Here is a 23,240-nt window from a genome sequence, read left to right on the forward strand (position 1 = left end):
CACGAACCCCGCCACTCGATCCCGAAGGTCAGAAGAGTAAGGACGCGCCATGCAAGCTGGCCTCCTGCCCAGCCCACATCTTGAATCATGATCCGCAGACAACCGGAATCCCGATTCAATCAGCAGCGGTCAGGCTCTAGACCACCGCCACCGGGGTCTTACCCAGCTGCGATGCGGCCTTGGCCAGCGCGGTGATGCGGGCCCAGTCGCCGGCCTGGACAGCGTCCCGGGGCGCCACCCAGCTGCCGCCGACGCAGATCACGTTGGGCTGGGCCAGATAGTCGGGGGCGTTCTGCAGGTCGACCCCGCCGGTCGGGCAGAAGGTCGCCTGCGGGAAGGGGCTGGCGAAGGCCTTGAGCGCGCCCACGCCGCCGACGATGTTGGCCGGGAAGAGCTTGAAATAGGTGAAACCGGCCCTCAGGCCCCACATCAGCTCGGTGGCCGTGGCGATGCCCGGCAGCAGCGGCAGGGGACCGTCGGAGCCCTCGCCCTCGATCAAGCCGGGGCTGACCCCGAACCGGGCGCCGTTGTCGGCGGCCGCCTGGCGGGCCGCGGCCGTGGTGACCGTGCCGACGCCGACCACCGCGCCCTCGACCTCGCCGGAGATGCGCCGCACGCAGTCCAGCGCCACGGGCGTGCGCAGGGTGACTTCCAGGGCGTAGAGGCCGCCGGCCACCAGGGCCTTGGCGAGGGGCACGGCGTGCGCCTCCTCCTCGATGATCAGGACCGGCACCACGGGCGCCAACTTCAGGATCTCGGCGAAGGTCAAAGGCGGCTTCCTTCCAGTTGTTCCAGCACGCGGGCGGCCCCGACCAGGGCGGCATAGGGATGCACGATCAGCGAGGTCGGGATGTCGCGGGTATAGTCCGAAAGCCGGCCCTTGTCCTCGAACCGGCGGCGGAAACCGCCCGAGGCCAGGCGGTCGGCCATGCGCGGCGCGATGCCGCCGGAGACATAGACCCCGCCACGCGCGCCGCAGGTGAGCGCCAGGTCGCCGGCCACCGAGCCCATGATCTCGCAGAAGCGGTCCAGGGTCTCCTCCGCCAGCAGGTCGCCGCCGGCCTGGCCGGAGGCCAGCACGGCCTTTTCGTCCGTGAGGTCGGCGGCCACGCCGCGCACGTCGGCCAGGCCCCGATAGAGCGAATAGAGCCCCGGCCCCGACAGGATGCGCTCGATGGACACCCGTCCGTGGGTGCGGCGCAGGCTGGCCCAGATGGCGGCCTCCACCCCGTCGGAGGGCGCGAAGGCGGCATGGCCGCCCTCGCTGGGGATGGCGATGTCGCCGCGCTCGGTGCGCACCACCATGGAGACCCCGAAGCCGGTGCCAGCCCCCAGCACCACCACGGGCGCGCCTTCGGCGCCTTTCAGGGCCGGCCCGATGACCCGCAGGTCGTCGGCGTCCATCACCGGGGCGGCCAGGGCCTGGGCGGCGAAGTCGTTGATCAGCCTGGCGGCGTGGAACTCGAAGGTGCCGATCAGCTCTCCCTCGGAGATCCGCCAATCGAGATTGGTGAACTCGATCTCGCCCTCGACCACGGGGCCGGCCACGGCCAGCACCGCCTTGTCGGGCCGCTGGCGCCCGGCGGTGGCGTCCAGGTACTCGCCGATCACCTCGGTGAGCGAGCCGTATTCCGAGGCGGGATAGGTCTTGGGACTGCGGATCTTGCCGGTGTTGTCGACCAGGGCGAGGCGGGCGTTGGTGCCGCCGACATCGCCGACCAGGCCGGTATAGACAGTCTTCACGCGGCGTCTCCGAACAGGGCGCAGGCGCCGGCCTCGGCGGGTCCCGCGGACCTGCGCATCCAGCCGAACAGTTCGCGGCCATAGCCGAACCCGGCGGGCGGGGTCGGGGCCGCGGTCCGGCCCGCAAGCTCGGCGGGGTCGACCAGGATGTCGAGGACGCCGGTGTGGCCGTTCAGGCGGATGATGTCGCCGTCGCGGACATTGGCCAGCGAACCGCCCATGGCGGCCTCCGGCGTCACGTGGATGGCGGCCGGCACCTTGCCTGAGGCGCCCGACATCCGCCCGTCGGTGACCAGGGCCACCTTGAAGCCCTTGTCCTGCAGCACGCCCAGGACCGGGGTCAGGCTGTGCAGCTCTGGCATGCCGTTGGCGCGCGGCCCCTGGAACCGAACCACGGCGATGAAGTCGCGGTTGAGCTCGCCGCGCTTGTGGGCCGCCAGCAGATCGTCCTGGTCGTCGAACACCAGGGCCGGCGCCTCGACCACCAGGTTCTCGGGCTTGACCGCCGAGGTCTTGATGACGGCTCGCCCAAGCTGGCCTTTCAGCAGCCGCAGGCCGCCCTCGGGCAGGAAGGGATCGGAGACCGGGCGCAGGATGTCGGGGTTCAGGCTCTGGGCGGTCCCGTCGCGCCAGACCAGTTCGCCATGCTCCAGGAACGGCTCCTGCTGGTAGCGGCGCAGGCCGGGGCCGGCGACCGTAACCACGTCCTCGTGGGCGAGGCCGGCGTCCAGCAGCTCGCGCACTACGAAAGCCATGCCGCCGGCGGCGTGGAAGGCGTTCACGTCCTCCGACCCGTTCGGATAGACCCGCGCCAGCAGGGGGGTCACGGCCGAGAGCTCGTCGAAGTCCGACCAGTCGATCAGCACGCCGGCGGCCCGGGCCATGGCCACCAGGTGCAGGGTGTGGTTGGTCGAACCGCCGGTGGCCAGCAGGCCCGCCAGGGCGTTGACGATGGCCTTGGCGTCCACCACGGCGGCCATCGGGGTGTAGTCGTTGGTCGCCTGGGTGATCTCGACGGCCCGCTTGGGGGCGTAGGCCACGAGGGCGTCGCGCAGCGGCGTGTTGGGGTGGATGAAGGCCGAGCCCGGCAGGTGCAGGCCCATCATCTCCATCATCATCTGGTTGGAGTTGGCGGTGCCGTAGAAGGTGCAGGTGCCCGGCCCGTGGTAGGACTTCATCTCGACTTCGAGCAGCTCATCGCGGGTGGCCTTGCCCTCGGCGAACAGGCCGCGCACCCGGGCCTTCTCGGCGTTGGAGAGGCCGCTGCTCATCGGGCCGGCGGGGACGAAGATCACCGGGAGATGGCCGAAGGCCAGGGCCCCGATGGTCAGGCCGGGCACGATCTTGTCGCAGATGCCCAGCAGCAGGGCCGCGTCGAAGGCGTCATGGGTGAGCGCCACGGCCGTCGACATGGCGATCACGTCGCGGGAAAACAGCGACAGCTCCATGCCCGGGCGGCCTTGGGTCACGCCATCACACATGGCCGGCACGCCGCCGGCGAACTGGGCGGTGGCGCCGACCTCCTCGGCCCCAGCCTTGATGAGTTCGGGATAGCGCTCCATCGGCTGGTGGGCCGAGAGCATATCGTTATAGGCCGAGACGATGGCGACGTTGGGGGCGTTGGGATTGCGCATCCGCTGCTTGTCCTCGTCGGGCGAGGCGGCGAAGGCGTGGGCCCAGTTGGCGCAGGAGAGCTTGGCGCGGCCGGGGCCCTGATGGCCGGCGGCCTCCATGCGGGCCAGATAGTCGGCGCGCGCGTCGCGGCTGCGTTCGACGATGCGCTCGGTGACGGCGGCGGTGACGGAATGTAGCGGGGCAGGCATGAAGCGGGCTCTCTAACTCACATGGTCCAGAGGATGCGCACCGGCGCTTTAGCCTGTTCCAGCAGGGCGTGCACGGGAAGACCGGCGGCGTCCTCGACGATCGCCCGCTTCGCCGCGCCGGAGATCAGGATCAGGGTGGCGCGCGCCCTCAGCAGGGCGGGCAGGGTCATGGTTATCCGCGCGACGGGCGGCGATCCGACCCCTTCCGGAACGCCCAGCAGCAGCCGGTCGCCGCCTGGGTCCATGCCGGCCTCGAGCACCGGACTGCCGGGGATCAGCGAGGCCACATGGCCGTCCTCGCCCATGCCCAGCAGCAGCATGTCGAATGAGCCCAGGGCCGCCACGTCGGCCTCGGCCAGGTCGGCCGCGGCCTGCGGACTGTCGGCGGGCCGCCAGAGGGGCACGAAGCGCGCCGCCGCCGCCGCCGCCGCGCCGGTCAGCAGGTGTTCGCGGACCAGGCGCTCATTGGAGTCCGCCGAGGTGGCGGGGGTGAACCGGTCGTCGGACAGGGTGACGGCGACCCGGCCCCAATCCAGCCGCGAACGGGCCAGCCGATCATAGATCGGCGCCGGCGATCGGCCGCCCGTGGCCACCAGGCTGGCGCCCCCGCGATGGTCGATGGCTGAGATCAGGGCGCCGTGAACGGCGGTCGTCGCGGCCTCGGCGAGAGCGGCGGGAGTCGGGAAGGTCTCGATCATGCTTCGCCCATAACGCCTGGAGGCGGCAAACGCCGCCGCAATTCGCCTGTCGGGCGAGAATTCGGCGCCGCAGCGCGGAACAATCGCCGCGGTTGGCGAGCTATGGCTACGGCCCGTCCCGCGTAACGGCGCCATTCGAGGGGGCTTGCCCGCATCGTCAGGAGTACCGCCATGAGGATCGCTCAGGTTCCCCCGCTCTATGAGGCCGTCCCCCCGCGTCTGTACGGCGGGACGGAGCGGGTCGTGGCGCACCTGACCGACGCCCTGGTGGAGCTGGGACACGACGTCACCCTGTTCGCCAGCGCCGAGGCCGAGACCAAGGCCCGGCTGGTCGCCGTCCGCGACCAGGCGATCCGCCTGGATCCCGCGGAGCTGAAGTCCGACCTGGCGGCCCACATCACGCAGCTCACTGAGGTCCGGCGCCGGGCCCATGAGTTCGACGTCATCCACTTCCACACCGACATGCTGCACTTCCCGTTCTTCGAGGCCATGCCGGACAAGACGCTGACCACGCTGCACGGGCGGCTGGACGTGAAGGACCTGCCCGACGTCTACCGGCGCTGGCGGCAGTTCCCGCTGGTGTCGATCTCGGACGACCAGAGGCGGCCCATCCCCTTCGCCAACTGGGCGGGCACGGTGCACCACGGCATGAGCGCCGAGCTCTACCAGCCGAGCTACGAGCCCGGGGCCTATCTGGCCTTCCTGGGACGCATCTCGCCAGAGAAGCGGCCGGATCGCGCCATCGCCATCGCCCAACGCCTGGGGATGCGCCTGAAGATCGCCGCCAAGGTGGACGCTGCCGACCTGCGCTACTTCCAGGACAAGATCGAACCGCTGATCCTGGCCGAGCCCCTCGTGGAGTACGTGGGCGAGATCGGCGACGCGGCGAAGTCGGCCTTCCTCGGCGGGGCCAGCGCCCTGCTGTTCCCCATCGACTGGCCCGAACCCTTCGGCCTGGTGATGATCGAGGCCATGGCCTGCGGAACGCCCGTGGTGGCCTACGCCAACGGCTCGGTCCCCGAGGTGGTCGAGGACGGGGTCACCGGCTACATCGTCCATGACGAGGATCAGGCCGTGGCCGCCGTGCGCCGCGCCGTGGGCTTGAACCGCCAGGAGGTCCGGCGCAGATTCGAGCTTCGGTTCTCGGCGACGGCCATGGCCCGGCGATATCTCGACCTCTATGCGGAGGCCCTGAGTCCGGGCCGACCGGGCGTCGCCCCGGAGCGAAATTCGATCCGACTGGATCGAATTTCGCTCCGTCTTTGAAATTGACCATTTTCTTCGACGAACCGGTGGCCACTTCGTCGGAAAATGGTCGGAACGCGAACGGCTGAGGACAGAGGCTTATGGACGACCTCGCGCCGGCCCCGGACGCGCCCGTCGAGCACGGCGAAACCGGCGAGCCCCGCGTTCCCCATCGGCTGTTCGCCCTGAAGGACAAGGACACCTTCGTGGTGTGCGACGCGTTCGGGGACATCCTGGGCGCCGCGGACGGCCTGTTCCACAACGACACCCGCATCCTGTCGCGGTTCCGGGTGTTGCTGGGCGGCCAGCCGCCGTCGCTGCTGTCGGCGGCGATCGCCCAGGACAACGTGTTCTTCACGTCGAACGGCGCCAACCAGGCCCTGCCCTATCCGGGCGGGCCTGTGGGTCCCCCCGGCGTCCTGCACATCGAGCGCAAGCGGTTCCTGTGGCAGGAGCGGCTCTATGAGCGCATCGCCTGCGTCAACTACAGCCGCGACGTGGTGCTGCTGCCCCTCTCGCTGGAGTTCGGCGCGGACTTCCACGACATGTTCGAAGTGCGCGGCATGAAGCGCGAGCGGCGCGGCTACCACCACCTTCCCGAGGTGGACGGCCGTTCGGTGCGCTACCGCTACGAGGGCCTGGACGGCGTCGAGCGCACCAGCGTCATCGCCTTTTCCGATCCGCCCGGCCGGATCGGGGCGCACCGGGCCGACTACATGTACTCGCTGCAGCCCGAGGGCCGGCTGGAGCTCTATCTCGAGATCGGTGCCGAGGGCGGCTACACCCCCAGCAAGGAGCGGTTCCGCGACGCCGCGGCCCGCGCCCGCTGGGACATGCGCGCGCGGCGCCGACACGGCGCGCGCCTGCGCACCTCCGGGCGGCTGTTCAACGAATGGCTTGAGAAATCCAAGGCCGACCTCGCCCTGCTCACCACCCAGATGGAGACCGGCCCCTATCCCTATGCCGGCATTCCCTGGTTCTCGACCGCCTTCGGGCGCGACGCGATCATCACCGCCTGGCAGATCCTGTGGTTCGAGCCTGGCCTGGCCAAGGGCGTGCTGACCTACCTGGCCGCCAACCAGGCCCAGGAGATCTCGGCCTTCCGCGACTCCGCCCCCGGCAAGATCATGCACGAGACCCGCAAGGGCGAGATGCCGGCCTTGGGCGAGGTGCCGTTCGGACGCTATTACGGCGGGGTCGACACCACGCCGCTGTTCATCGCCCTGGCCGGCGCCTATGCCGAGCGCACCGGCGACTTCGAGCTGATCGAGGCCCTGTGGCCGGCGCTCAAGGCCGCCACCGCCTGGATGGAGCACTATGGCGACACCAACGCCGACGGCCTGATCGACTACAAGCGCGGCCAGGACTCCGGCCTCTCCAACCAGGGCTGGAAGGATTCCGAGGACAGCGTCTTCCACAAGGACGGCCGGTTCCCCAACGGCCCCGTGGCGCTGGTGGAGGTGCAGGGCTACGCCTTCTGCGCCTATCGGGCCATGGCCGCCTTCGCACGGCGCCAGGGCGACGAGCCGCACGCCGAGCGCTGGGCGGGCCGGGCCGAGCAGATCCGGGAGTCGGTCGAGCGGATGTTCTGGATGGAGGACGAGGGCTATTACGGCATCGCCATCGACGGCGAGGGCGCGCTCTGCCGGGTGATGTCGTCCAACCCCGGGCACCTGCTGTTCTCGGGCCTGCCGTCGCCGGAGCGCGCGCACCGGGTCACCAAGCGAATCCTGTCGGCGGGCTTCGATTCCGGCTGGGGCGTGCGGACGCTCGCCACCGGCCAGGCGCGCTTCAATCCGATGAGTTACCACAACGGCTCGGTCTGGCCGCACGACACGGCGCTCTGCGCCATGGGGCTGTCGCGCTATGGCGAACGCGCCGGCGTGGTGTCGCTGACCTCGGGCCTGTTCGAGACAGCGGCCAGTTACGAGATGCGCCTGCCCGAGCTGTTCTGCGGCTTCCCGCGCATGGCCGGCGAGCCGCCGGTGGCCTATCCGGTCGCCTGCCTGCCCCAAGCCTGGGCGGCGGGGTCGGTGTTCATGATGGTGCAGGCCTGCCTGGGGATCAGTGTCGACGGCGACAAGGGCGAGGTGGAGGTGCGCGACCCCCACCTGCCGATCGGCATCGACCGGTTCTGGATCGAGGGCCTGCGGGTCGGCGACGCCAGGATCGACCTGGGCTTCGAGCGCGAGGGCGGGCGCGTCCGCGTCCACGCCCGCGGCGCCTCGGGCGTGCCCGTCAGGGTGCGCTAGCCGCCAGCCGGATGCGCCTCGAAAGCCAGAACCCTTTAGATCCTCACCCAGCGCGTCGCCCTCTTCGGCGACGTGACGGAGGGTCCCCAAACAAGAGTCAAAGTCCCCCTCACCCGGCCATTCGGCCGGGAGCTCCCCCAGAGGGGGAGCATCTGTTCGGCGGCTAGCGGCGCGGGGTATGGGCCAGCCGCAGGATATTGGCCGCGCCGGGCGAGCCCATGGGCAGGCCCGCCAGGATCAGCACCCGCTGGCCGGGGCCGGCCAGACCCATCTCCATGGCCCGTTCGACCGCCATCCGGGTGAGGTTCTCCGGATCGGTGATCTGCGGCGCCACGTGGGGTTCGACGCCCCAGGCCAGGGCGAGCTTGCGCGCCGCCCAGAGGTTGGGGGTGAGCGCCAGGATCGGCTGCAGCGGCCGTTCGCGGGCCAGCCGAAGGGCCGTCTGGCCCGTGGTCGTGAACGCCACCAGGCAGGCGGTGGAGGCGGCCTCGGCGGCGCGGCGGGCGGCGGCCACCAGGGCGTCGGCGTCGGCGTCCTCCACCGGATACTCCGCGCGCATCAGCTCGGGCCAGCGCGGGTCCTGCTCCACCCGGGTGATGATGCGGTCCATGATGGAGACCGCCTCCAGGGGATAGTCGCCGACGGCGCTCTCGGCCGAGAGCATGACCGCGTCGGCGCCCTCATAGACCGCGCCGGCCACGTCGGAGGCCTCGGCGCGGGTGGGGGTGGGCGAGTGGATCATCGATTCCAGCATCTGGGTGGCCACGATCACCGGAATGCCCCGGGTGCGCGCCGCCCGGATCAGGGCCTTCTGCACCACTGGCACGTCCTCGGGATTGAGCTCCACCCCCAGGTCGCCGCGGGCCACCATCACCGCCTGGCAGAGGTCGAGGATCTCGTCGAGGGCCTCGAGGGCGGCGGGCTTCTCGATCTTGGCCAGCACGCTGGCGCGGCCCTGGACGATCTGGCGCAGCTCGGCCATGTCCGAGGCCCGCTGCACGAAGGACAGCGCCACCCAGTCGACGCCCTGCGTGAGGGCGAAGGCCAGGTCCTCGCGGTCCTTTGGCGTGAGCGCCGGGATCGGGATGGCCAGGCCCGGCAGGTTCAGGCCCTTGTGGTCCGACAGGCTGTCGCCGGAGACCACCACGGTGTCGGCGAAATCGGGGCCGCAGCGGCGGACCTTCAGGCGCACCTTGCCATCGTCCAGCAGGATGTCGGCGTCGGGCCTCAAGGCGGCGAACACCTCGACCAGCGGCACGCCCACGCGGCTGGCGTCGCCGGGAACGTCGGAGAGGTCGAGGCGGAAATCCTGTCCGGGCTTCAGCCGCACGGTGCGGTCGGCGAACTCCCCCAGCCGGATCTTCGGGCCCTGCAGGTCGGCCAGCACCGCCAGCGGCCGGCCCACCTTGGCCTCGGCGGCGCGGACGTCGGCAATGGTCTTGGCGTGGTCCTCGTGGGCGCCGTGGCTGAAATTGACCCGGAAGACGTCAGCGCCGGCGCGGGCGAGTTCGGTGATCTTCACCACCCCACGGCTGGCGGGGCCGAGGGTCGCGACAATGCGGGCTCGGCGATCGCGGATCATCCTAGGCTCCTTGGGGACGGTAACCGGTGTCATAGCGCACAGGTAGCACGTGGCGATTCGGATCGCAGACTATCAAACCGCGCGCGCATGGTGTCTCCCTTGAACCGATCATGCCGCTCGCGGATTCCAGACGAATGACCCAGACCCTCGACCTGTTCCCTATCGGCAACTGCGCGGCAAGCGCCATGATCGACCGCGCCGGCCGGTTCGTCTGGGCCTGCGCGCCGCGGGTTGACGGCGATCCGGTTTTCTCGGCCCTGCTGGGCGGACGCGATCCGAACGAGGACGACACGGCCCAAGGCCTCTGGGTGGTGGAGCTGGAGAACCAGGCCAGCGTCAGCCAGACCTACCTGCGCAACACCCCGATCCTCTCCACGGAGATCACCGACACGTCGGGCGCGGTGGTCCAGGTGATCGACTTCTGCCCCCGCTACCGCCAGTTCGGCCGGGTCTACCGCCCGCTGGCCTTCATCCGCATCGTCCGCCCGCTGTCGGGGACGGCCAATATCCGCGTGCGCCTGCGGCCCACCGTGAACTGGGGCGAGCGGGCCGCGGCCAAGACCTCCGGCTCCAATCACATCCGCTATGTGGGCGGGGAGATGACCCTGCGGATGACCACCGACGCGCCGGTGGGCCATATCGAGCACGAACGGCTGTTCCGGCTGGAGGAGCCCATCGCCATGTTCCTCGGCCCCGACGAGGGGTTCGACTCCGACCTCGCCACCACCGCCGAGCGGATGCTGAAGGAGACCACCGACTACTGGCGCGGCTGGGTGCGCACGCTCTCGGTGCCGCTGGAGTGGCAGGAGGCGGTGATCCGCGCGGCGATCACGCTGAAGCTCTGCGCCCACGAGGAGACCGGCGCCATCGTCGCGGCCCTGACCACCTCGATCCCCGAGCACCCGCCCCACGACGGCCAGCAGGGCCGCAACTGGGACTACCGCTACTGCTGGCTGCGCGACGCCTATTACGTGGTCCAGGCGCTCAACCGGCTGGGCGCGGCCGACATGCTGGAGAACTATCTCGGCTATCTGCGCAACATCGTCGACCGTTCCAAGGGCGGCCATGTCCAGCCGCTCTACGGCGTGGGACTGGAGCCCTCGCTGACCGAACGCTTCGCCGAGCACCTGCCGGGCTATCGCGGCATGGGCCCGGTGCGGCTGGGCAACCAGGCCCACGAACACCTGCAGCATGACGTCTACGGACAGATCGTGCTGTCGACCGTCCAGGCCTTCTTCGACGAGCGGCTGTTCCGTCCGGCCACGGTCGACGACTTCCGCAGCCTGGAGCCGGTGGGCGACCGGGCCTTCGAACTGCACGACAAGCCCGACGCCAGCCTCTGGGAGTTCCGCGGCCGTGAGGCGGTCCACACCTATTCGGCGGTGATGTGCTGGGCCGCCTGCGACCGGCTGGGCAACGCCGCGGCCAAGCTCGGCCTGCTGGAACGCGCCGATTTCTGGAACGACCGGGCCCATAAGGTGCGCCTGACCATCGAGACCCACGCCTGGAACGCCGAGCTCGGCCGGTTCGCCGCGACCTTCGGCGGCGACGAGCTGGACGCCAGCCTGCTGCAACTGGTCGACGTGCGCTTCGTCAGCCCCGACGATCCGCGCATGGCCGCGACCATCGCGGCGGTGGAGACGGGCCTGCGGCGCGGATCCTTCATGCTGCGCTACGCCCGGCCCGACGACTTCGGCGAACCCAAGACGGCGTTCAACATCTGCACCTTCTGGCTGATCGAGGTGCTGCACCTGTCGGGCCGCACGGCCGAGGCGCGCGAGCTGTTCACCGAGATGTTGGACCGCCGCACCGCCGCGGGCCTGCTGTCGGAGGACATCGCCTTCGACGGCGGCGAGTTGTGGGGCAACTATCCCCAGACCTATTCGCTGGTGGGGCTGATCAACTGCGCGACCATGCTGTCCAAGCCCTGGGCCTCGGTGCGGTGAATCCTTTTCGCGCCCTGCGAGTTGTCTAGCAGACAACGCCATAAAGAGGCGCCTGATGCCCAGCCAAACGGAGTCCTCCCCGGCGCGTCGGTTCTCCGCCCACGGAGCCCATGAACACCGCAATCAGACCCATGACGTGTTCGGGGTCAGCTTCGAGGACGCGGCCTTCGACTTCATCGACCGCTGGCGCCCGGTTCCCGACGAGGACGGGGAAATCCAGGTCCAGCTCACCGACTGCGAGACCGGCGAACGGCAATGCTTCCGGGTCGACCTGGAGAGCGGCGAGAGCGGGTTCTGCGAAACCCGCTAATCGCCAGCTCTAGTCGTACCAAGCCCGCTCGGAGCGTTCGATCAGGGCGAAGGCGCCCGACGGGCCCCAGGACCCGGCCGCGTAGGGCTTGGGCGTCATGCCGGCCTCGCGCCAGGCCTCTGACACGCCGTCGATCCATTCCCAGGCCCGCTCCACCTCGTCGCGGCGGACGAACAGGGTGCGGTTGCCGGCGATGACGTCGAGGATCAGCCGCTCATAGGCGATGCGCCGCCGCGCATTGGGGCCGGAATAGGCCTTGGCCAGCGACAGCGACAGCGGCAGGGACTGCAGGCGCATGCCGCCCTCCGACAGGCCCGGCGCCTTGTTCATCATCAGCAGCTCGATGTCCTCGTCCGGCTGCAGGTCGATCACCAGGCGGTTGGCCTGCAGGTCGGCCTTGGCCGCGGCGTCGAAGATCGAGTGCGGCACCGGCTTGAACTGGATGGCGATCTGGGTGCGCCGTTCGGGCAGGCGCTTGCCGGTGCGCAGGAAGAACGGCACCCCGGCCCACCGCCAGTTGTCGATGTCGGCGCGCAGGGCGACGAAGGTGTCGGTTTCCGAGGCCTGGCCCCGTTCGGTCTCATAGGCCTCCGCGCGCTCGCCGCCGACCACGCCGGCCGTGTACTGGCCGCGCACGCTGACCGACTGGACGTCGGCGCGGGTCACCGGGCGCAGGGAGCGCAGCACCTTGACCTTCTCGTCGCGGACGCTGTCGGGCTCCATGTCCGACGGCGGCTCCATGGCCACCAGGCACAGGAGCTGCAGCATGTGGTTCTGCACCATGTCGCGCAGGGCGCCGTACTCGTCGTAATAGGGCCAGCGGTCGCCGACCCCCTCGGTCTCGCCCACCGTGATCTGCACGTGGTCGATGGTCAGGTTGTTCCACAACGGCTCGAACAGCACGTTGGCGAAGCGCAGGGCGATCAGGTTCTGCACCGTCTCCTTGCCCAGATAGTGGTCGATCCGGAAGATGCTCTCCTCGGCGAACACCTCCGCCACCGCGCCGTTGATGACCTTGGAGCTCGCCAGGTCGCGGCCGATAGGCTTTTCCAGCACGATCCGGGTCTGGGGCGTGGCCAGCCCCGCCGCGGCCAGGGCGGCGCAGACGCGGCCATAGATGCTGGGCGACAGGGCCAGGTAGAAGATCGGGGTCTTGGCCGCGCCGATGGCCGCCTTGAGCGCCGCGGCGCCATCCGGCGAGGTGGCGTCGCCGCCCACATAGTCCAGCCGCGCCTCGAAGCGCGCCCAGACCTTGTCGTCGAGCCCGGAGGGTCCGGCGCGGCCGCCGACCGCGTCCTTGATCTGCGCCTTGAAGGCCTGCGGCGTCATGTCGGACCGCGCCGTGGCGATAATCCGGAAACCCTCGGCGAGGAAACCGTCGGCGTCGAGGAAGTAGAGCGAGGGAAACAGCATCTTCTGGGCGAGATCGCCCGTGCCGCCGAACAGAACGATCACGTCGGCGAGAGGCTGCTCGGCCATCGAAGTCACCTTTTCGAGAGAATACGCTCGAAATGCGCATAGCCGCGTTCGGGGCTGCAACGTCAAGCCCCGCTGCGTAGTTCACCACCACAGCGGGAGAAAATGGATCGTTCCTGGCCGGCGGGCGTTTTCCTGCTGGTGGGGCGCGTCAAAGGACTTCATGAGCATCGCGGAACTGCATATCGGGCTCGAGGCCCCACCCGCGCGTCTGACGCTGGCGGGGACGGCCTTGTTTCTCGATCTCGACGGGACGCTCGCGCCGATCGCCGAGCGCCCACAGGACGTACGCCCCGATCCGCGCCGGACCAGCCTGATCGAACGCCTGCTGGCGGGCCTGGACGGCCGCCTGGCCGTGGTCAGCGGCCGCTCGCTGGAAGATATCGACCATATACTTGAGGGCACGGTGACGACGGTCGCGGCCATACACGGCCTGATCCGCCGCGACGCCGGCGGGGTGGTGGGTCAGGCCGCGCCGCATCCAGGCCTGGCGCAGGCCGCGGCGCGGCTGAAGGCCTTCGCCGCGCGCGAAGACGACCTGCTGATCGAGGACAAGGGCCTGAGCCTGGCCCTGCACTACCGCCAGGCGCGCCACCTCGCCCAGGACGCCCGCGACCTGGCCGCGGCGATCGCCACGGAGACCGGGCTTACCTTCCAGCCCGGCGACATGGTCGTCGAACTGCGCACGCCTGGCGCCAGCAAGGGCGACTCGATCCGCGCCTTCATGACCGAACAGCCCTTCGCCGGCGCCGTGCCGGTGTTCCTCGGCGACGACTTCACCGACGAGCACGGCTTCTTCGCCGTCAACACCCTGGGCGGCTATGGCGTGCTGGTGGGCCCGGATCGCCGCACCGTGGCGCGCTACCGCCTGGACGATGTCGAGGCGGCGCTGGCCTGGCTGGAGGCGGCGCGATGAGCCGCCTGATCGTGGTGTCCAATCGGGTCAACCCGCCCACCGGCAAGGGCGACGAGAGCGTCGGCGGCCTGGCCATGGCCCTGGCCGCGGCCCTGCGCGAGTATTCCGGCCTCTGGTTCGGCTGGAGCGGCAAGACCACGCCCGAGTTCACCGGCCAGCTCGCCATGCAGATCGCCGACGGCGTGACCGTGGCCACCGTCGACCTCGAGGAGGCCGACCTCAACGAGTACTACAACGGCTACGCCAACAAGACGCTCTGGCCGCTGTTCCACTATCGCCAGGACCTGACCGCCTACGACCGTTCGTTCGACGAGGGCTATCAGCGGGTGAACCGCCGGTTCGCCGAGACCCTGCGTCCGCTGATCGAGGACGACGACCTGATCTGGATCCACGACTATCACCTGATCCCGCTGGCTCGGGAGCTGCGGGCGCTAGGGGTGGACAACCGGATCGGCTTCTTCCTGCACATCCCCTGGCCGGCCCACCAGCTGGTGGCGACCCTGCCGCGCCACAAGCAACTGGTGGAGGCGCTGTTCGACTACGACCTGGTCGGCTTCCAGACCCCGGCCTATCGCCAGGCCTTCGAGGAATACGTGCTGAGCGAGGCCGACGGCGCCGTGGTCGACGAGGCGCGGCTGCGCGCCTTCGGCAAGACGGTCCAGGTCGGTGACTTCCCCATCGGCATCGACGCGGCGGCGTTCGGCGAGCTGGTGCTGAGCGAGCGGGCCGAGCGCACCTTCGGCATCATGGCGGCGCACACCGCCTTCCGGAAGATGATCGTCGGCGTCGACCGGCTGGACTATTCCAAGGGCCTGGAGGAGCGGTTCCTGGGCTTCGAACGCCTGCTGGCCGACAACCCGCACCTGCGCCGCGAGGTGCTGATGCTGCAGATCGCCCCGGTCAGCCGCGAGGCCGTGGATTCCTATCAGGAGATTCGGGCGCGGCTGGACGCGCTGTCGGGCCGGATCAACGGTGAATACGCCGACATCGACTGGAACCCGGTCCGCTACGTGAACCGCAACTACCGCCGCGACGAGCTGGCGGGGGTCTATCGCGCCGCCAAGGTGGGACTGGTCACGCCCATGCGCGACGGCATGAACCTGGTCGCCAAGGAGTTCGTCGCCGCCCAGGATCCGGAGGATCCGGGCGTGCTGGTGCTGTCGAAGTTCGCCGGCGCGGCCAACCAGATGGGCGAGGCCCTGATCGTCAATCCCAACAGCCCCGAGGAGATCGCCGAGGCCTTGAAACGCGCCCTGACCATGGACCTGAAGGAGCGAATCCGCCGCTGGAGCGCTCTCAACGACGGCGTCCAGCGCGACGACGTCACCGCCTGGCGGGACGTCTTCGTCGCGGCGCTCGCCGCCAGTCATGAACCGCGCAAGCCAGCCGAAGGCCCCTACTATGGCGAACAAGCTCGCCCGCTATCAGTCGATGAGAGACTTCTCCACGACCTCGGAGCCCAGCGGGAAGCAGACGGCTCCGCGTTCGGACCGCCTGAGATACGTGATCCAGAAGCACGCGGCGACCCGCCTGCACTACGACTTTCGACTGGAACTGGACGGGGTCTTCAAGTCCTGGGCCGTGACCAGGGGACCCTCGCTCGACCCACGCGACCGTAGGCTGGCGGTCGAGGTCGAGGACCATCCGCTCGACTACGGCGACTTCGAAGGCACGATCCCCAAGGGCCAGTACGGCGGCGGCGCGGTCATGCTGTGGGACCGCGGCTATTGGGCGCCCGAGCCGGGGACCGACGCCCACGAGGGCCTGAGGAAGGGCGACCTGAAGTTCGTGCTGGAGGGCGAGCGCCTGCACGGCGGGTTCGTCCTGGTGCGGATGAAGAGCGACCGCGACGGCGGCAAGCGCAACAACTGGCTGCTGATCAAGCACCGCGACGACTTCGCCCACGAGGGCGACGCCGACGCGTTGCTGAAGAACAACGCCAGCTCCGTGGCCTCGGGTCGCGAGATGGAGACCATCGCCGCCGGCAAGGGCAAGGCGCCCCAGCCGTTCATGAACCGGCGCAAGGCCAAGGCGGCGGCCGACGATGTCTGGCAAAGCAAGCCCAAGGCCGCCGCCCGGCCGCTGAAGGCGCGCGCCGCGCCCAAGCTGGAGGCCGCGGCGCTCCCCCGGTTCGTCGAGCCGCAGTTCTGCAAGTCGGTGGACCGCCCGTCCCCGGGGCCGGGCTGGGGTCACGAGGTGAAGTTCGACGGCTACCGCCTGCAGATCCGCGTGGAAGGCGGCAAGGCGGTGATCCGCACCCGCAAGGGCCTGGACTGGACGGCGAAGTTCAAGGCGATCGCCACGGCCGCGGCGGACCTGCCCGACTGCATCCTGGACGGCGAGGCCGTGGCGCTCGACCACGACGGCGCGCCCAGCTTCCACGGCCTGCAGGCGGCACTGTCGGACGGCGACACCGACGACCTGATCTACTTCGCCTTCGACCTGCTGTTCGCGGACGGGAAGGACCTGCGCCCGCTGACCCTGCGCGACCGCAAGGCGGCGCTGAAGAGCCTGCTGTCCGGCGGCGACCCGCGCCTTCGCTATGTCGATCACTTCGAGGCCTCGGGCGACGCAGTGCTGCAGTCGGCCTGCCGGATGGACCTGGAGGGGATCGTCTCCAAGCGGCTGGACGCCCCCTATCGGTCGGGCCGCGGCGAGACGTGGACCAAGGCCAAGTGCCGGGCGGGCCATGAGGTGGTGATCGGCGGCTGGACCGGAGAGAAGGGTCAGCTCCGCTCTTTGCTGGTGGGGGTCCACCGCGACGGCGAGCTCGTCCACGTGGGTCGCGTCGGCACGGGCTTTGGCCGCGACACCGTCGCCCGCGTCCTGCCGGAGCTGGAGAAGGTCGCCAGCGCGAAGAGCCCCTTCGCCGGGCCTAACGCCCCGCGCAAGGAAGCCAATGTCCATTGGGCCCGGCCCGAACTGGTCGCCGAGATCGAATTCGCAGGCTTCACCGGCGACGGCAATGTCCGCCAGGCGGCCTTCAAGGGCCTGCGCGCCGACAAGCCCGCGCAGGAGGTGGAGGCCGAGGTTCCCGTCCCTGTCGAAGAGGCCGAACTGGCGCAGCCGAAGCCCGGGAAGGCCGCACCCAAGTCCACGACCTCCGAGCCGGTGGTGCTGGGGGTGCGCATCTCCAGCCCCGACAAGCCGTTGTGGCCCAACTCCGCCGACGACCCCGCCCCGGTGACCAAGCTGGACCTGGCCCGCTACCTGGAAGCGGTCGGTCCCTGGATGCTGCCGCACATCGCCGGCCGCCCCTGCTCGGTGATCCGCACGCCCGACGGGATCGGCGGCGAGCAGTTCTTCCAGCGCCACGTGGGCAAGGGCGCCTCCAACCTGATCGAGCAGGTCAAGGTGATCGGCGACCACAAGGCCTACCAGCAGATCGACCGCCTCGAGGGCCTGATCGCCTTCGCCCAGTCCGGGGCGACGGAGTACCACCCCTGGAACTGCCGCCCCCACGAGCCGGAGGTTCCGGGGCGGCTGATCTTCGACCTGGACCCCGGCCCCGACGTCACCTTCGACGACGTGGTGGCGGCGGCCCGCGACGTGCGCGACCGCCTGGAGGAGCTGGGCCTGGTCGCCTTCTGCAAGACCACCGGCGGCAAGGGGCTGCACGTGGTCACGCCGTTGGCCAAGCCGAAGGGTGAACTGGACTGGCCGACCGCCAAGGCCTTCGCCCGGACCCTGTGCGAGCGCATGGCCGCCGACGAGCCCGACAAGTACGTGGTCAACATGTCCAAGAAGCTGCGCGGCGGCCGCATCTTCCTCGACTACCTGCGCAACGACCGGCTCTCCACCGCCGTGGCTCCACTCTCGCCCCGGGCGCGGGACGGCGCGACCGTGTCCTTCCCCCTGACCTGGAGCCAGGTGAAGGCCGGGCTGAACCCCAAACGCTACACGATGCGCACGGCGCCGGGCCTGCTGAAGAAGACCACCGCCTGGACCGATTACGCCGACAGCGAGCGGCCGCTGGCGACGGCGATCAAGCGTCTGGGCTGAAACCGTCGCGGCGGAAAGGAGCCGCAATGACGGGGGGCGTTCGCGTCAGGCCCGCTTCCGGGCCGCCGGCTTGCGGGCGGGAGCCTTCTTGGCGGGCGCGCGCGCCAACGTCTTGCGCCGCGGTCCGCCGCCCTCGCCCAGGCTGCGCCGCAGGGCCTCCATGAGGTCGATGACCTCGGCCTCCTTGGGCTCCTCGACCTTGGCGATCGCGCCGCCGTGCTTTTCCTTCTCCTGGATCAACTTGCGTAGAGCGTCCTCGTAGCGGTCGTTGAACTCGGCCGGGTCGAAGGGCCCCTCGAGCTGCTCGATGATCTTCTCGGCGATGGCCACCATCTTGGGGTCGGCCTTGGCCTTGGGGATATGGCCGAACACCTCCGACGGATCGCGCACCTCCTTGTTGGAGCGGATCGTGTAGGCGAGGATCCCGCGGTCGCGGGCCTCCAGGGCCAGCACCCGCTCGCGCTGGTGCATCACCACCCGGGCCAGGGCCACCTTGCCCGCCCCCTCCATGGCCTGGCGGATCACGCTGAAGGCCTCGACGGCCATGTCGCCGTCGGGCGCCAGGAAATAGGGGTCGTTCCAGTACAGCCGGTCGATATCGGCCTCGTCGACGAAACGCTCGATGTCGATGGTGCGGGTGGTCTCGAGCCGGACGTTCTTGATCTCCTCGTCGGTGACCACGACGTAGCGGCCCTTCTCGATCTCGTAGCCCTTGACGATATCGCTGCGCTCCACCGGCCCGGTCTCCGGATCGGTGGGGATCATGCGGATGCGGTTGTGCGTCTCCTTGTGCAGCATGTTGAAGGAGACGTCGTGGCTGCGCGAGGTGGCGGTGTGCAGGGCCACGGGGCAGCTCACCAGGGACAGGCGCAGATAGCCCTGCCAGGTCGGTCGGGTGGCCATGACGCGGACTCCGAAGCTTCAGAAGTCCGTGGAACGCCGCGCGGGCCGATTCAGTTCGCCGAGAGCGCCAGGGTCGGCAGGGCCACGGCCTCCTGAGCGTCCAGCCGGCTCTTGCGGAAGGCCGGACGGACCCCGTTCCCCGCGCCGAACTCCATGAGCTGGTCGCTCTTGGGGCTGTAGGCCGGCCAGGCCTGCGGTCCGCACTTGGGGACCCCAGCCTTGGCGAACGACACCCAGCAGGCGTGCATCAGGCTCGCCATGGCCTTGTCCTCGTCGCTGACCGCGCTCATCGGCGTGCGCCGGCCCCAGTATTCGAAGACGTACTGGATCTCCGCGGCGTGGAAGGCCCGCTTCACCGCCGGCCGGAACCGGCTGCCCACATAGGAGAAGTGGTAGAGCCAGGCGGGCTTACCGCCCGAGGCCCTGGCCGCCACCCAGCGGGCCGGCCCCACCATGATCCGGTCGGTGAAGACGGCGCGGGCCAGGGTTTCGTCGCCGGCCGCGGCCTCCTCGACATAAACCGTCCGCGCCGGCGCCGGGATCATGGCCGCCATCTCCGGCTTCCAGCCGCCCAGCAGCGAATCCTCGCCCGAATTGGCCCCGATGATCAGCGGGACGTCGGCCGCGCGGCCGGCGGCGAAGGCCTGGGTGGGGGTCTCGGTCATCAGCTTGCCGTCGACGAAGGGGCCGAAGTCGCCGCCGATCTTGGCGATCAGGGTGGCGGCCGGCAGCTTGCGCAGGTCGCCGACCGGGGCGTTGGCGCCGGCCAGGCGCAGGGTCTCGGCGGCCTTGGCGCCCTCGGCCTCCTGGGCCGCCAGGGTCGAGGGCGGAAACCAACCGCCGCCCGACTGGACGATGGCCTTCTTGAAGAGCGGCTTGGCCCGGGGCGTGGCGAGCAGGGCCAGCGTGCTCATGCCCCCGGCGCTCTCGCCGAAGACGGTGACGTTCTTGGGGTCGCCCCCGAAGGCGGCGATATTGCGCTGGACCCATTCCAGGGCGGCGATCTGGTCCATCAAGCCATAGTTGCCGGTGGCGTCGCCGCCGGCTTCGCGGGTCAGGGACGGATGGGCGAAGTAGCCCAGCGGGCCCAGGCGGTAGTTGATCGAGACCAGCACCACCCCGTCGCGCGCGAAGTTCGCGCCGTCATAGACCCAGCCGGCGCCGGTGCGGTGGCCGCCGCCATGGATCCAGACCATGACCGGCGCCTTCTTGGCCCCCTTTGGCGCGAAGACGTTGAGCTGCAAGCAGTCCTCGGTGACCGGCCCGTTGGCGCCCCCGGAATTGGGCGTGCCGTCGGCGTTCATCGGCTGCATGCAGGACGGGCCGTTGGCGGTGGCGTCGCGCTCCCCGGCCCAGGCGGCGGGCGGCTGCGGCGGCGCCCAGCGCAGCCGGCCGGTGGGCGGGGCGGCGAAGGGGATGTTGCGGAAGACGTCTGCGGTCTCGCCGGAGCTCCCGGCCAGGGCCCCGCTCTCGACCGTGGCCTTCACCTGGGCTTGAGCCGGCCCCGCCAGCATCAACGCGCCCAGAGCCATCGCATAGAACCGAAGCATGGCGTTTTCCCCCCGCCTGTTGGTTGTGCGGGAGGATTTGCTCACTTGGGCGCGCGGTCAAGCAAACTGACTCCACCGTAAGGTGCTTGACTCTTTTGAGTCCAAAACTAGAACAAAATAAGAACAAGGAGTCAGAAAGCCATGTCCGGTTTTCGCGAGGGGCGGTTGGCCGCCCTCAAGGCGAAGATCGCCGCCCTCGCGGCGGGCGGACGGGCGGACTCTGAGTCCCTGCCGTTCGGCGATCCTCGGCTGGACGGCTGCTTTCTGGGCGAGGGCCTGCCGCTCGGCCAATGGCACGAATTCACCGGGGCGGGGATGGAGATCGAGACCGGCGCCTCGCCGGCCGCCTTCGCCGCCCTGGTCGCCGCGCCCCTGGCCCGGCGGGGAGAGGCGGTCTGGGTCCTGCGCCGCGACGACCTGTTCGCCCCGGGCCTGTCGGGGCTGGGCTTCCCCGCCCAGCGGCTGATCCAGGTCTGCGCCCGCGACGAGGCCGAGGCCTTGGCGGTGACCGAGGACGCGCTCGCCACCGCCGGCGTCGCCGCGGTCTTCGCCGAGGTCGAGGCCGTGGACCTCACCGCCGGGCGGCGGCTGCAACTGGCCTGCGAGAAGCACGGCGCCACCGGGTTCGTGATCCGGCGGCGGCCCTATGGCGGAACGGCCCGGCCCAGCGCCAGCGGCACGGCGGCGGCCACCCGCTGGAAGATCGCGCCGGCGGCCAGCGAACCCGCGCCCGGCGCGTTCGGCCTGGGCCAGCCGCGCTGGCGGGTCGAGCTGGAACGGTGCCGGGGCGGACGGCCCGGCGCCTGGCTGATGGAGGCGCAAGCCGCGTTTACCTGGGAGGCCCAAGATGGCCCGCATCCTCTGCGCCTGGTCGCCGAACTGGGCGATCGCCAACTGGCGCCGGCGCAACCCCTCCGCGGAGCCGCCGCCTAGCCCCTTCGCCCTCATCGAGACGGTGAAGGCCGTGCGCCGGCTGTCGGCGGTGGACAAGGCCGCCCGTTCCGCGGGCCTGTTCCCGGGCCAGAAGGCCACGGACGCCGCGGCCCTGGTCCCCGGCCTCGTCACCGCCGAGGCCGAACCGCAGGCCGACGCCGGCGCCCTGACCGCCTTGGTCGACTGGTCGGTGCGGTTCTCCCACGCGGTGGCGGCCGACGGGCCGGACGGCCTGTTCCTGGATATCACCGGGGTCGATCACCTGTGGGGCGGCGAGGCCCAGCTCGCCTCCGACTTCCGCGCGCGGCTGGCCCGCAACGGCCTCTTCTTCCGTTGCGCCGTGGCCGACACCCCGGGCGCGGCCTGGGCCCTGGCCCATTACGGTCAGGGCGCGGAGATCATCGCGCCCCCGAACGGCCAGGCCGACCTGCTGGCCTACCTGCCGCCCGCGGCCCTGCGCCTGGAGCCCGAGGCCGCCGCCCAGATCGAGCGGCTGGGCCTGCGCTATCTGTTCCAGATCATCGGCCTGCCGCGCGCGCCCTTCGCTCGCCGGTTCGGCAAGCAGGCCCTGCTGCGGCTGGACCAGGCCATGGGCCGCGCCGAGGAGGCGCTCACCTTCCGTCGCCCGCCCAATCCCTGGTTCGCAAGGCTGGCCTTCTTCGAGCCGATCAGCGTGCTGGAGGACCTGCAGCGGGTGAGCCGCGACGTGGCGGACAAGCTGTGCGCCCGGCTGGAGCTGGAGGGCCGGGGGGCCAAGCGCTTCGAGCTCACCTTCCACCGGCTGGACGGCAAGGCCTATCCGCTCACCGTCGGCCTCTCCATGGCCGGGCGCGATCCGGCCCGCATCGCCAAGCTGTTCGCGCCCAAGCTGGAGACCGTCGATCCCGGCTTCGGGATCGAGGTGGTGACACTGACCGCCGAGGAGGTGGAGACCGTGGCCGGCCGCCAGGTGCGTCTCGACACGGCCCGCGAGGCCGCCCTGGAGGAGGGCCTGGCGCCGCTCGTCGACCGGCTCGCCAACCGCCTGGGCGAGGACCGGGTCTGGAAGAGCGCTCCGGTGGAGAGCCATATCCCCGAGCAGAGCGCCCGGCCCGCCTCCCCGCTCAAGCCCAGCCAGGGCTGGGACCCGGAGACCCCGCGCCCCCTGCGCCTGTTCCGCCGGCCCGAACCGCTGGACCTGGTGCTGGCGCTCACCCCCGACGACCCGCCCCGCCAGTTCCAGTGGCGCAAGCAGACCCACCGGGTGCGCCACGCCGAGGGGCCCGAACGCATCGGCGTCGAATGGTGGCGCGGCGAGATCGACGCGGTGCGGGTCGGCCAGGTGCGGGACTATTACCGGGTGGAGGACCAGGAGGGCGCGCGCTTCTGGGTCTATCGCGAGGGGCTCTACGAGGACGGTGTCGCCGCCCGGTGGTTCCTGCACGGACTGTTCGGATGAGTTGAGGAGACACCCATGAAACCCAAGATCAGCCTGATCACCCTAGCCGTCACCGACATGCCCCGTTCGATCGCCTTCTACCGAGATGGCCTGGGCTTCCCGATTCACAACTTCAAGGAAGGCGAGGACTTCGCCATGTTCCGGCTGGAGGGGACTTGGCTCGCCCTGTTCCCCTGGCGGGAGATGGCCAAGGAGGTGGACGTGCCCGCCGCGCCGCCCAGCTTCGGCGGCGTCATGCTGTCCCACAACGCCCCCAGCAAAGCAGCGGTTGACCAAGTCTACGCCCAGGCTCTGACGGCCGGCGTCGTCGCCACCGTGCCTCCGAAGGACGTCTTCTGGGGCGGCTATTCCGGCTATTTCGCCGATCCGGACGGCCACTATTGGGAAGTGGCCTGGAACCCTTTCACCGACCTTACCTGACCG

At 70.3% G+C, this 23,240-nt stretch carries 17 protein-coding genes and 1 pseudogene; 10 read left to right on the forward strand and 8 right to left on the reverse strand.

The features are described 5' to 3' along the window. Positions 1-136: 136 nt before the first annotated feature. The 4 genes from eda to pgl are packed head-to-tail and all read right to left on the reverse strand — an operon-like array spanning position 137 to position 4,264. Positions 137-769, reverse strand: coding sequence for a bifunctional 4-hydroxy-2-oxoglutarate aldolase/2-dehydro-3-deoxy-phosphogluconate aldolase (eda, locus tag Q8Q77_RS06735; RefSeq protein WP_305582442.1), 633 nt, complete (start codon positions 767-769; stop codon positions 137-139). After that, on the reverse strand, positions 766-1,743 hold the full coding sequence (gene glk, locus Q8Q77_RS06740) for a glucokinase (protein WP_305582444.1): 978 nt from the start codon (positions 1,741-1,743) through the stop codon (positions 766-768). The genes eda and glk overlap by 4 nt, the downstream gene beginning before the upstream one ends. After that, entirely contained in the window at positions 1,740-3,566 is a 1,827-nt protein-coding gene (edd, locus tag Q8Q77_RS06745) for a phosphogluconate dehydratase (RefSeq protein ID WP_305582446.1), read from the reverse strand. Before edd ends, glk begins: the two co-directional genes overlap by 4 nt. Positions 3,567-3,583: 17 nt before the next feature. Beyond that, positions 3,584-4,264, reverse strand: coding sequence for a 6-phosphogluconolactonase (gene pgl / locus Q8Q77_RS06750; RefSeq protein WP_305582448.1), 681 nt, complete (start codon positions 4,262-4,264; stop codon positions 3,584-3,586). A 171-nt stretch (positions 4,265-4,435) separates the two neighbouring features. On the opposite strand from pgl, the gene Q8Q77_RS06755 reads away from it, so the two are divergent. Then, entirely contained in the window at positions 4,436-5,530 is a 1,095-nt protein-coding gene (locus Q8Q77_RS06755) for a glycosyltransferase family 4 protein (RefSeq protein ID WP_305582450.1), read from the forward strand. Between the two features lie 80 nt (positions 5,531-5,610). Next, positions 5,611-7,761, forward strand: coding sequence for an amylo-alpha-1,6-glucosidase (locus tag Q8Q77_RS06760; RefSeq protein ID WP_305582452.1), 2,151 nt, complete (start codon positions 5,611-5,613; stop codon positions 7,759-7,761). A 163-nt stretch (positions 7,762-7,924) separates the two neighbouring features. Here the strand turns inward: Q8Q77_RS06760 and pyk are convergent, their stop codons facing one another. Next, a complete protein-coding gene (gene pyk / locus Q8Q77_RS06765; protein ID WP_305582454.1) occupies positions 7,925-9,343 on the reverse strand; it encodes a pyruvate kinase in 1,419 nt (472 codons plus the stop codon). 134 nt (positions 9,344-9,477) lie between these two features. Between pyk and Q8Q77_RS06770 the strand changes: the two genes are divergently transcribed. After that, the gene (locus tag Q8Q77_RS06770) at positions 9,478-11,289 is read left to right on the forward strand and encodes a glycoside hydrolase family 15 protein (protein WP_305582455.1); all 1,812 of its coding nucleotides are present in this window, start codon (positions 9,478-9,480) and stop codon (positions 11,287-11,289) included. A 55-nt stretch (positions 11,290-11,344) separates the two neighbouring features. After that, complete coding sequence (locus Q8Q77_RS06775) at positions 11,345-11,599, forward strand: DUF5961 family protein (RefSeq protein WP_305582457.1); 255 nt, start codon at positions 11,345-11,347, stop codon at positions 11,597-11,599. 9 nt (positions 11,600-11,608) lie between these two features. On the opposite strand, the gene zwf is transcribed toward Q8Q77_RS06775, so the two are convergent. Further along, positions 11,609-13,078 (reverse strand): glucose-6-phosphate dehydrogenase, encoded by a 1,470-nt coding sequence (gene zwf / locus Q8Q77_RS06780; protein ID WP_305582459.1) that lies wholly within the window; start codon positions 13,076-13,078, stop codon positions 11,609-11,611. A gap of 160 nt (positions 13,079-13,238) precedes the next feature. Here zwf and otsB point away from each other — a divergent pair, with 160 nt between their 5' ends. The 3 genes and pseudogenes from otsB (at position 13,239) to ligD (ending at position 17,993) form a co-directional block, all read left to right on the forward strand. Then, a complete protein-coding gene (otsB, locus tag Q8Q77_RS06785) occupies positions 13,239-13,991 on the forward strand; it encodes a trehalose-phosphatase (RefSeq protein ID WP_305582461.1) in 753 nt (250 codons plus the stop codon). After that, positions 13,988-15,367, forward strand: a pseudogene (locus Q8Q77_RS06790) (trehalose-6-phosphate synthase); the annotation flags it as partial. The gene otsB and the pseudogene Q8Q77_RS06790, both read left to right, overlap by 4 nt. Positions 15,368-15,422: 55 nt before the next feature. Next, positions 15,423-17,993, forward strand: a complete 2,571-nt coding sequence (gene ligD / locus Q8Q77_RS06795; protein WP_305582510.1) for a DNA ligase D — start codon at positions 15,423-15,425, stop codon at positions 17,991-17,993. 45 nt (positions 17,994-18,038) lie between these two features. Here the strand turns inward: ligD and Q8Q77_RS06800 are convergent, their stop codons facing one another. Both Q8Q77_RS06800 and Q8Q77_RS06805 read right to left on the reverse strand, forming a co-directional pair. Next, positions 18,039-18,896 (reverse strand): Ku protein, encoded by an 858-nt coding sequence (locus Q8Q77_RS06800; protein WP_305582463.1) that lies wholly within the window; start codon positions 18,894-18,896, stop codon positions 18,039-18,041. Between the two features lie 50 nt (positions 18,897-18,946). Further along, positions 18,947-20,446, reverse strand: a complete 1,500-nt coding sequence (locus Q8Q77_RS06805; RefSeq protein ID WP_305582465.1) for a carboxylesterase/lipase family protein — start codon at positions 20,444-20,446, stop codon at positions 18,947-18,949. Positions 20,447-20,587: 141 nt separating this feature from the next. On the opposite strand from Q8Q77_RS06805, the gene Q8Q77_RS06810 reads away from it, so the two are divergent. The 3 genes from Q8Q77_RS06810 to Q8Q77_RS06820 are packed head-to-tail and all read left to right on the forward strand — an operon-like array spanning position 20,588 to position 23,237. Further along, positions 20,588-21,379, forward strand: a complete 792-nt coding sequence (locus Q8Q77_RS06810; RefSeq protein WP_305582467.1) for an ImuA family protein — start codon at positions 20,588-20,590, stop codon at positions 21,377-21,379. Next, entirely contained in the window at positions 21,294-22,817 is a 1,524-nt protein-coding gene (locus Q8Q77_RS06815) for a DNA polymerase Y family protein (protein WP_305582469.1), read from the forward strand. Before Q8Q77_RS06810 ends, Q8Q77_RS06815 begins: the two co-directional genes overlap by 86 nt. 15 nt (positions 22,818-22,832) lie before the next feature. Beyond that, positions 22,833-23,237: a VOC family protein gene (locus Q8Q77_RS06820; protein WP_305582470.1), complete on the forward strand. Its 405-nt coding sequence runs from the start codon at positions 22,833-22,835 to the stop codon at positions 23,235-23,237. Positions 23,238-23,240: the final 3 nt, after the last annotated feature.

The organism is Phenylobacterium sp., assembly GCF_030698145.1.
Lineage (GTDB): Bacteria > Pseudomonadota > Alphaproteobacteria > Caulobacterales > Caulobacteraceae > Phenylobacterium.

Excerpts from the sequence above, each read along its gene's own strand:
- edd (WP_305582446.1), bottom strand. The coding sequence starts at position 3,566 with ATGCCTGCCCCGCTACATTCCGTCACCGCCGCCGTCACCGAGCGCATC.
- pgl (WP_305582448.1), bottom strand. The coding sequence starts at position 4,264 with ATGATCGAGACCTTCCCGACTCCCGCCGCTCTCGCCGAGGCCGCGACG.
- Q8Q77_RS06755 (WP_305582450.1), top strand. The coding sequence starts at position 4,436 with ATGAGGATCGCTCAGGTTCCCCCGCTCTATGAGGCCGTCCCCCCGCGT.
- Q8Q77_RS06760 (WP_305582452.1), top strand. The coding sequence starts at position 5,611 with ATGGACGACCTCGCGCCGGCCCCGGACGCGCCCGTCGAGCACGGCGAA.
- pyk (WP_305582454.1), bottom strand. The coding sequence starts at position 9,343 with ATGATCCGCGATCGCCGAGCCCGCATTGTCGCGACCCTCGGCCCCGCC.
- Q8Q77_RS06770 (WP_305582455.1), top strand. The coding sequence starts at position 9,478 with ATGACCCAGACCCTCGACCTGTTCCCTATCGGCAACTGCGCGGCAAGC.
- Q8Q77_RS06775 (WP_305582457.1), top strand. The coding sequence starts at position 11,345 with ATGCCCAGCCAAACGGAGTCCTCCCCGGCGCGTCGGTTCTCCGCCCAC.
- zwf (WP_305582459.1), bottom strand. The coding sequence starts at position 13,078 with ATGGCCGAGCAGCCTCTCGCCGACGTGATCGTTCTGTTCGGCGGCACG.
- otsB (WP_305582461.1), top strand. The coding sequence starts at position 13,239 with ATGAGCATCGCGGAACTGCATATCGGGCTCGAGGCCCCACCCGCGCGT.
- ligD (WP_305582510.1), top strand. The coding sequence starts at position 15,423 with ATGAGAGACTTCTCCACGACCTCGGAGCCCAGCGGGAAGCAGACGGCT.
- Q8Q77_RS06800 (WP_305582463.1), bottom strand. The coding sequence starts at position 18,896 with ATGGCCACCCGACCGACCTGGCAGGGCTATCTGCGCCTGTCCCTGGTG.
- Q8Q77_RS06805 (WP_305582465.1), bottom strand. The coding sequence starts at position 20,446 with ATGCTTCGGTTCTATGCGATGGCTCTGGGCGCGTTGATGCTGGCGGGG.
- Q8Q77_RS06810 (WP_305582467.1), top strand. The coding sequence starts at position 20,588 with ATGTCCGGTTTTCGCGAGGGGCGGTTGGCCGCCCTCAAGGCGAAGATC.
- Q8Q77_RS06815 (WP_305582469.1), top strand. The coding sequence starts at position 21,294 with ATGGCCCGCATCCTCTGCGCCTGGTCGCCGAACTGGGCGATCGCCAAC.
- Q8Q77_RS06820 (WP_305582470.1), top strand. The coding sequence starts at position 22,833 with ATGAAACCCAAGATCAGCCTGATCACCCTAGCCGTCACCGACATGCCC.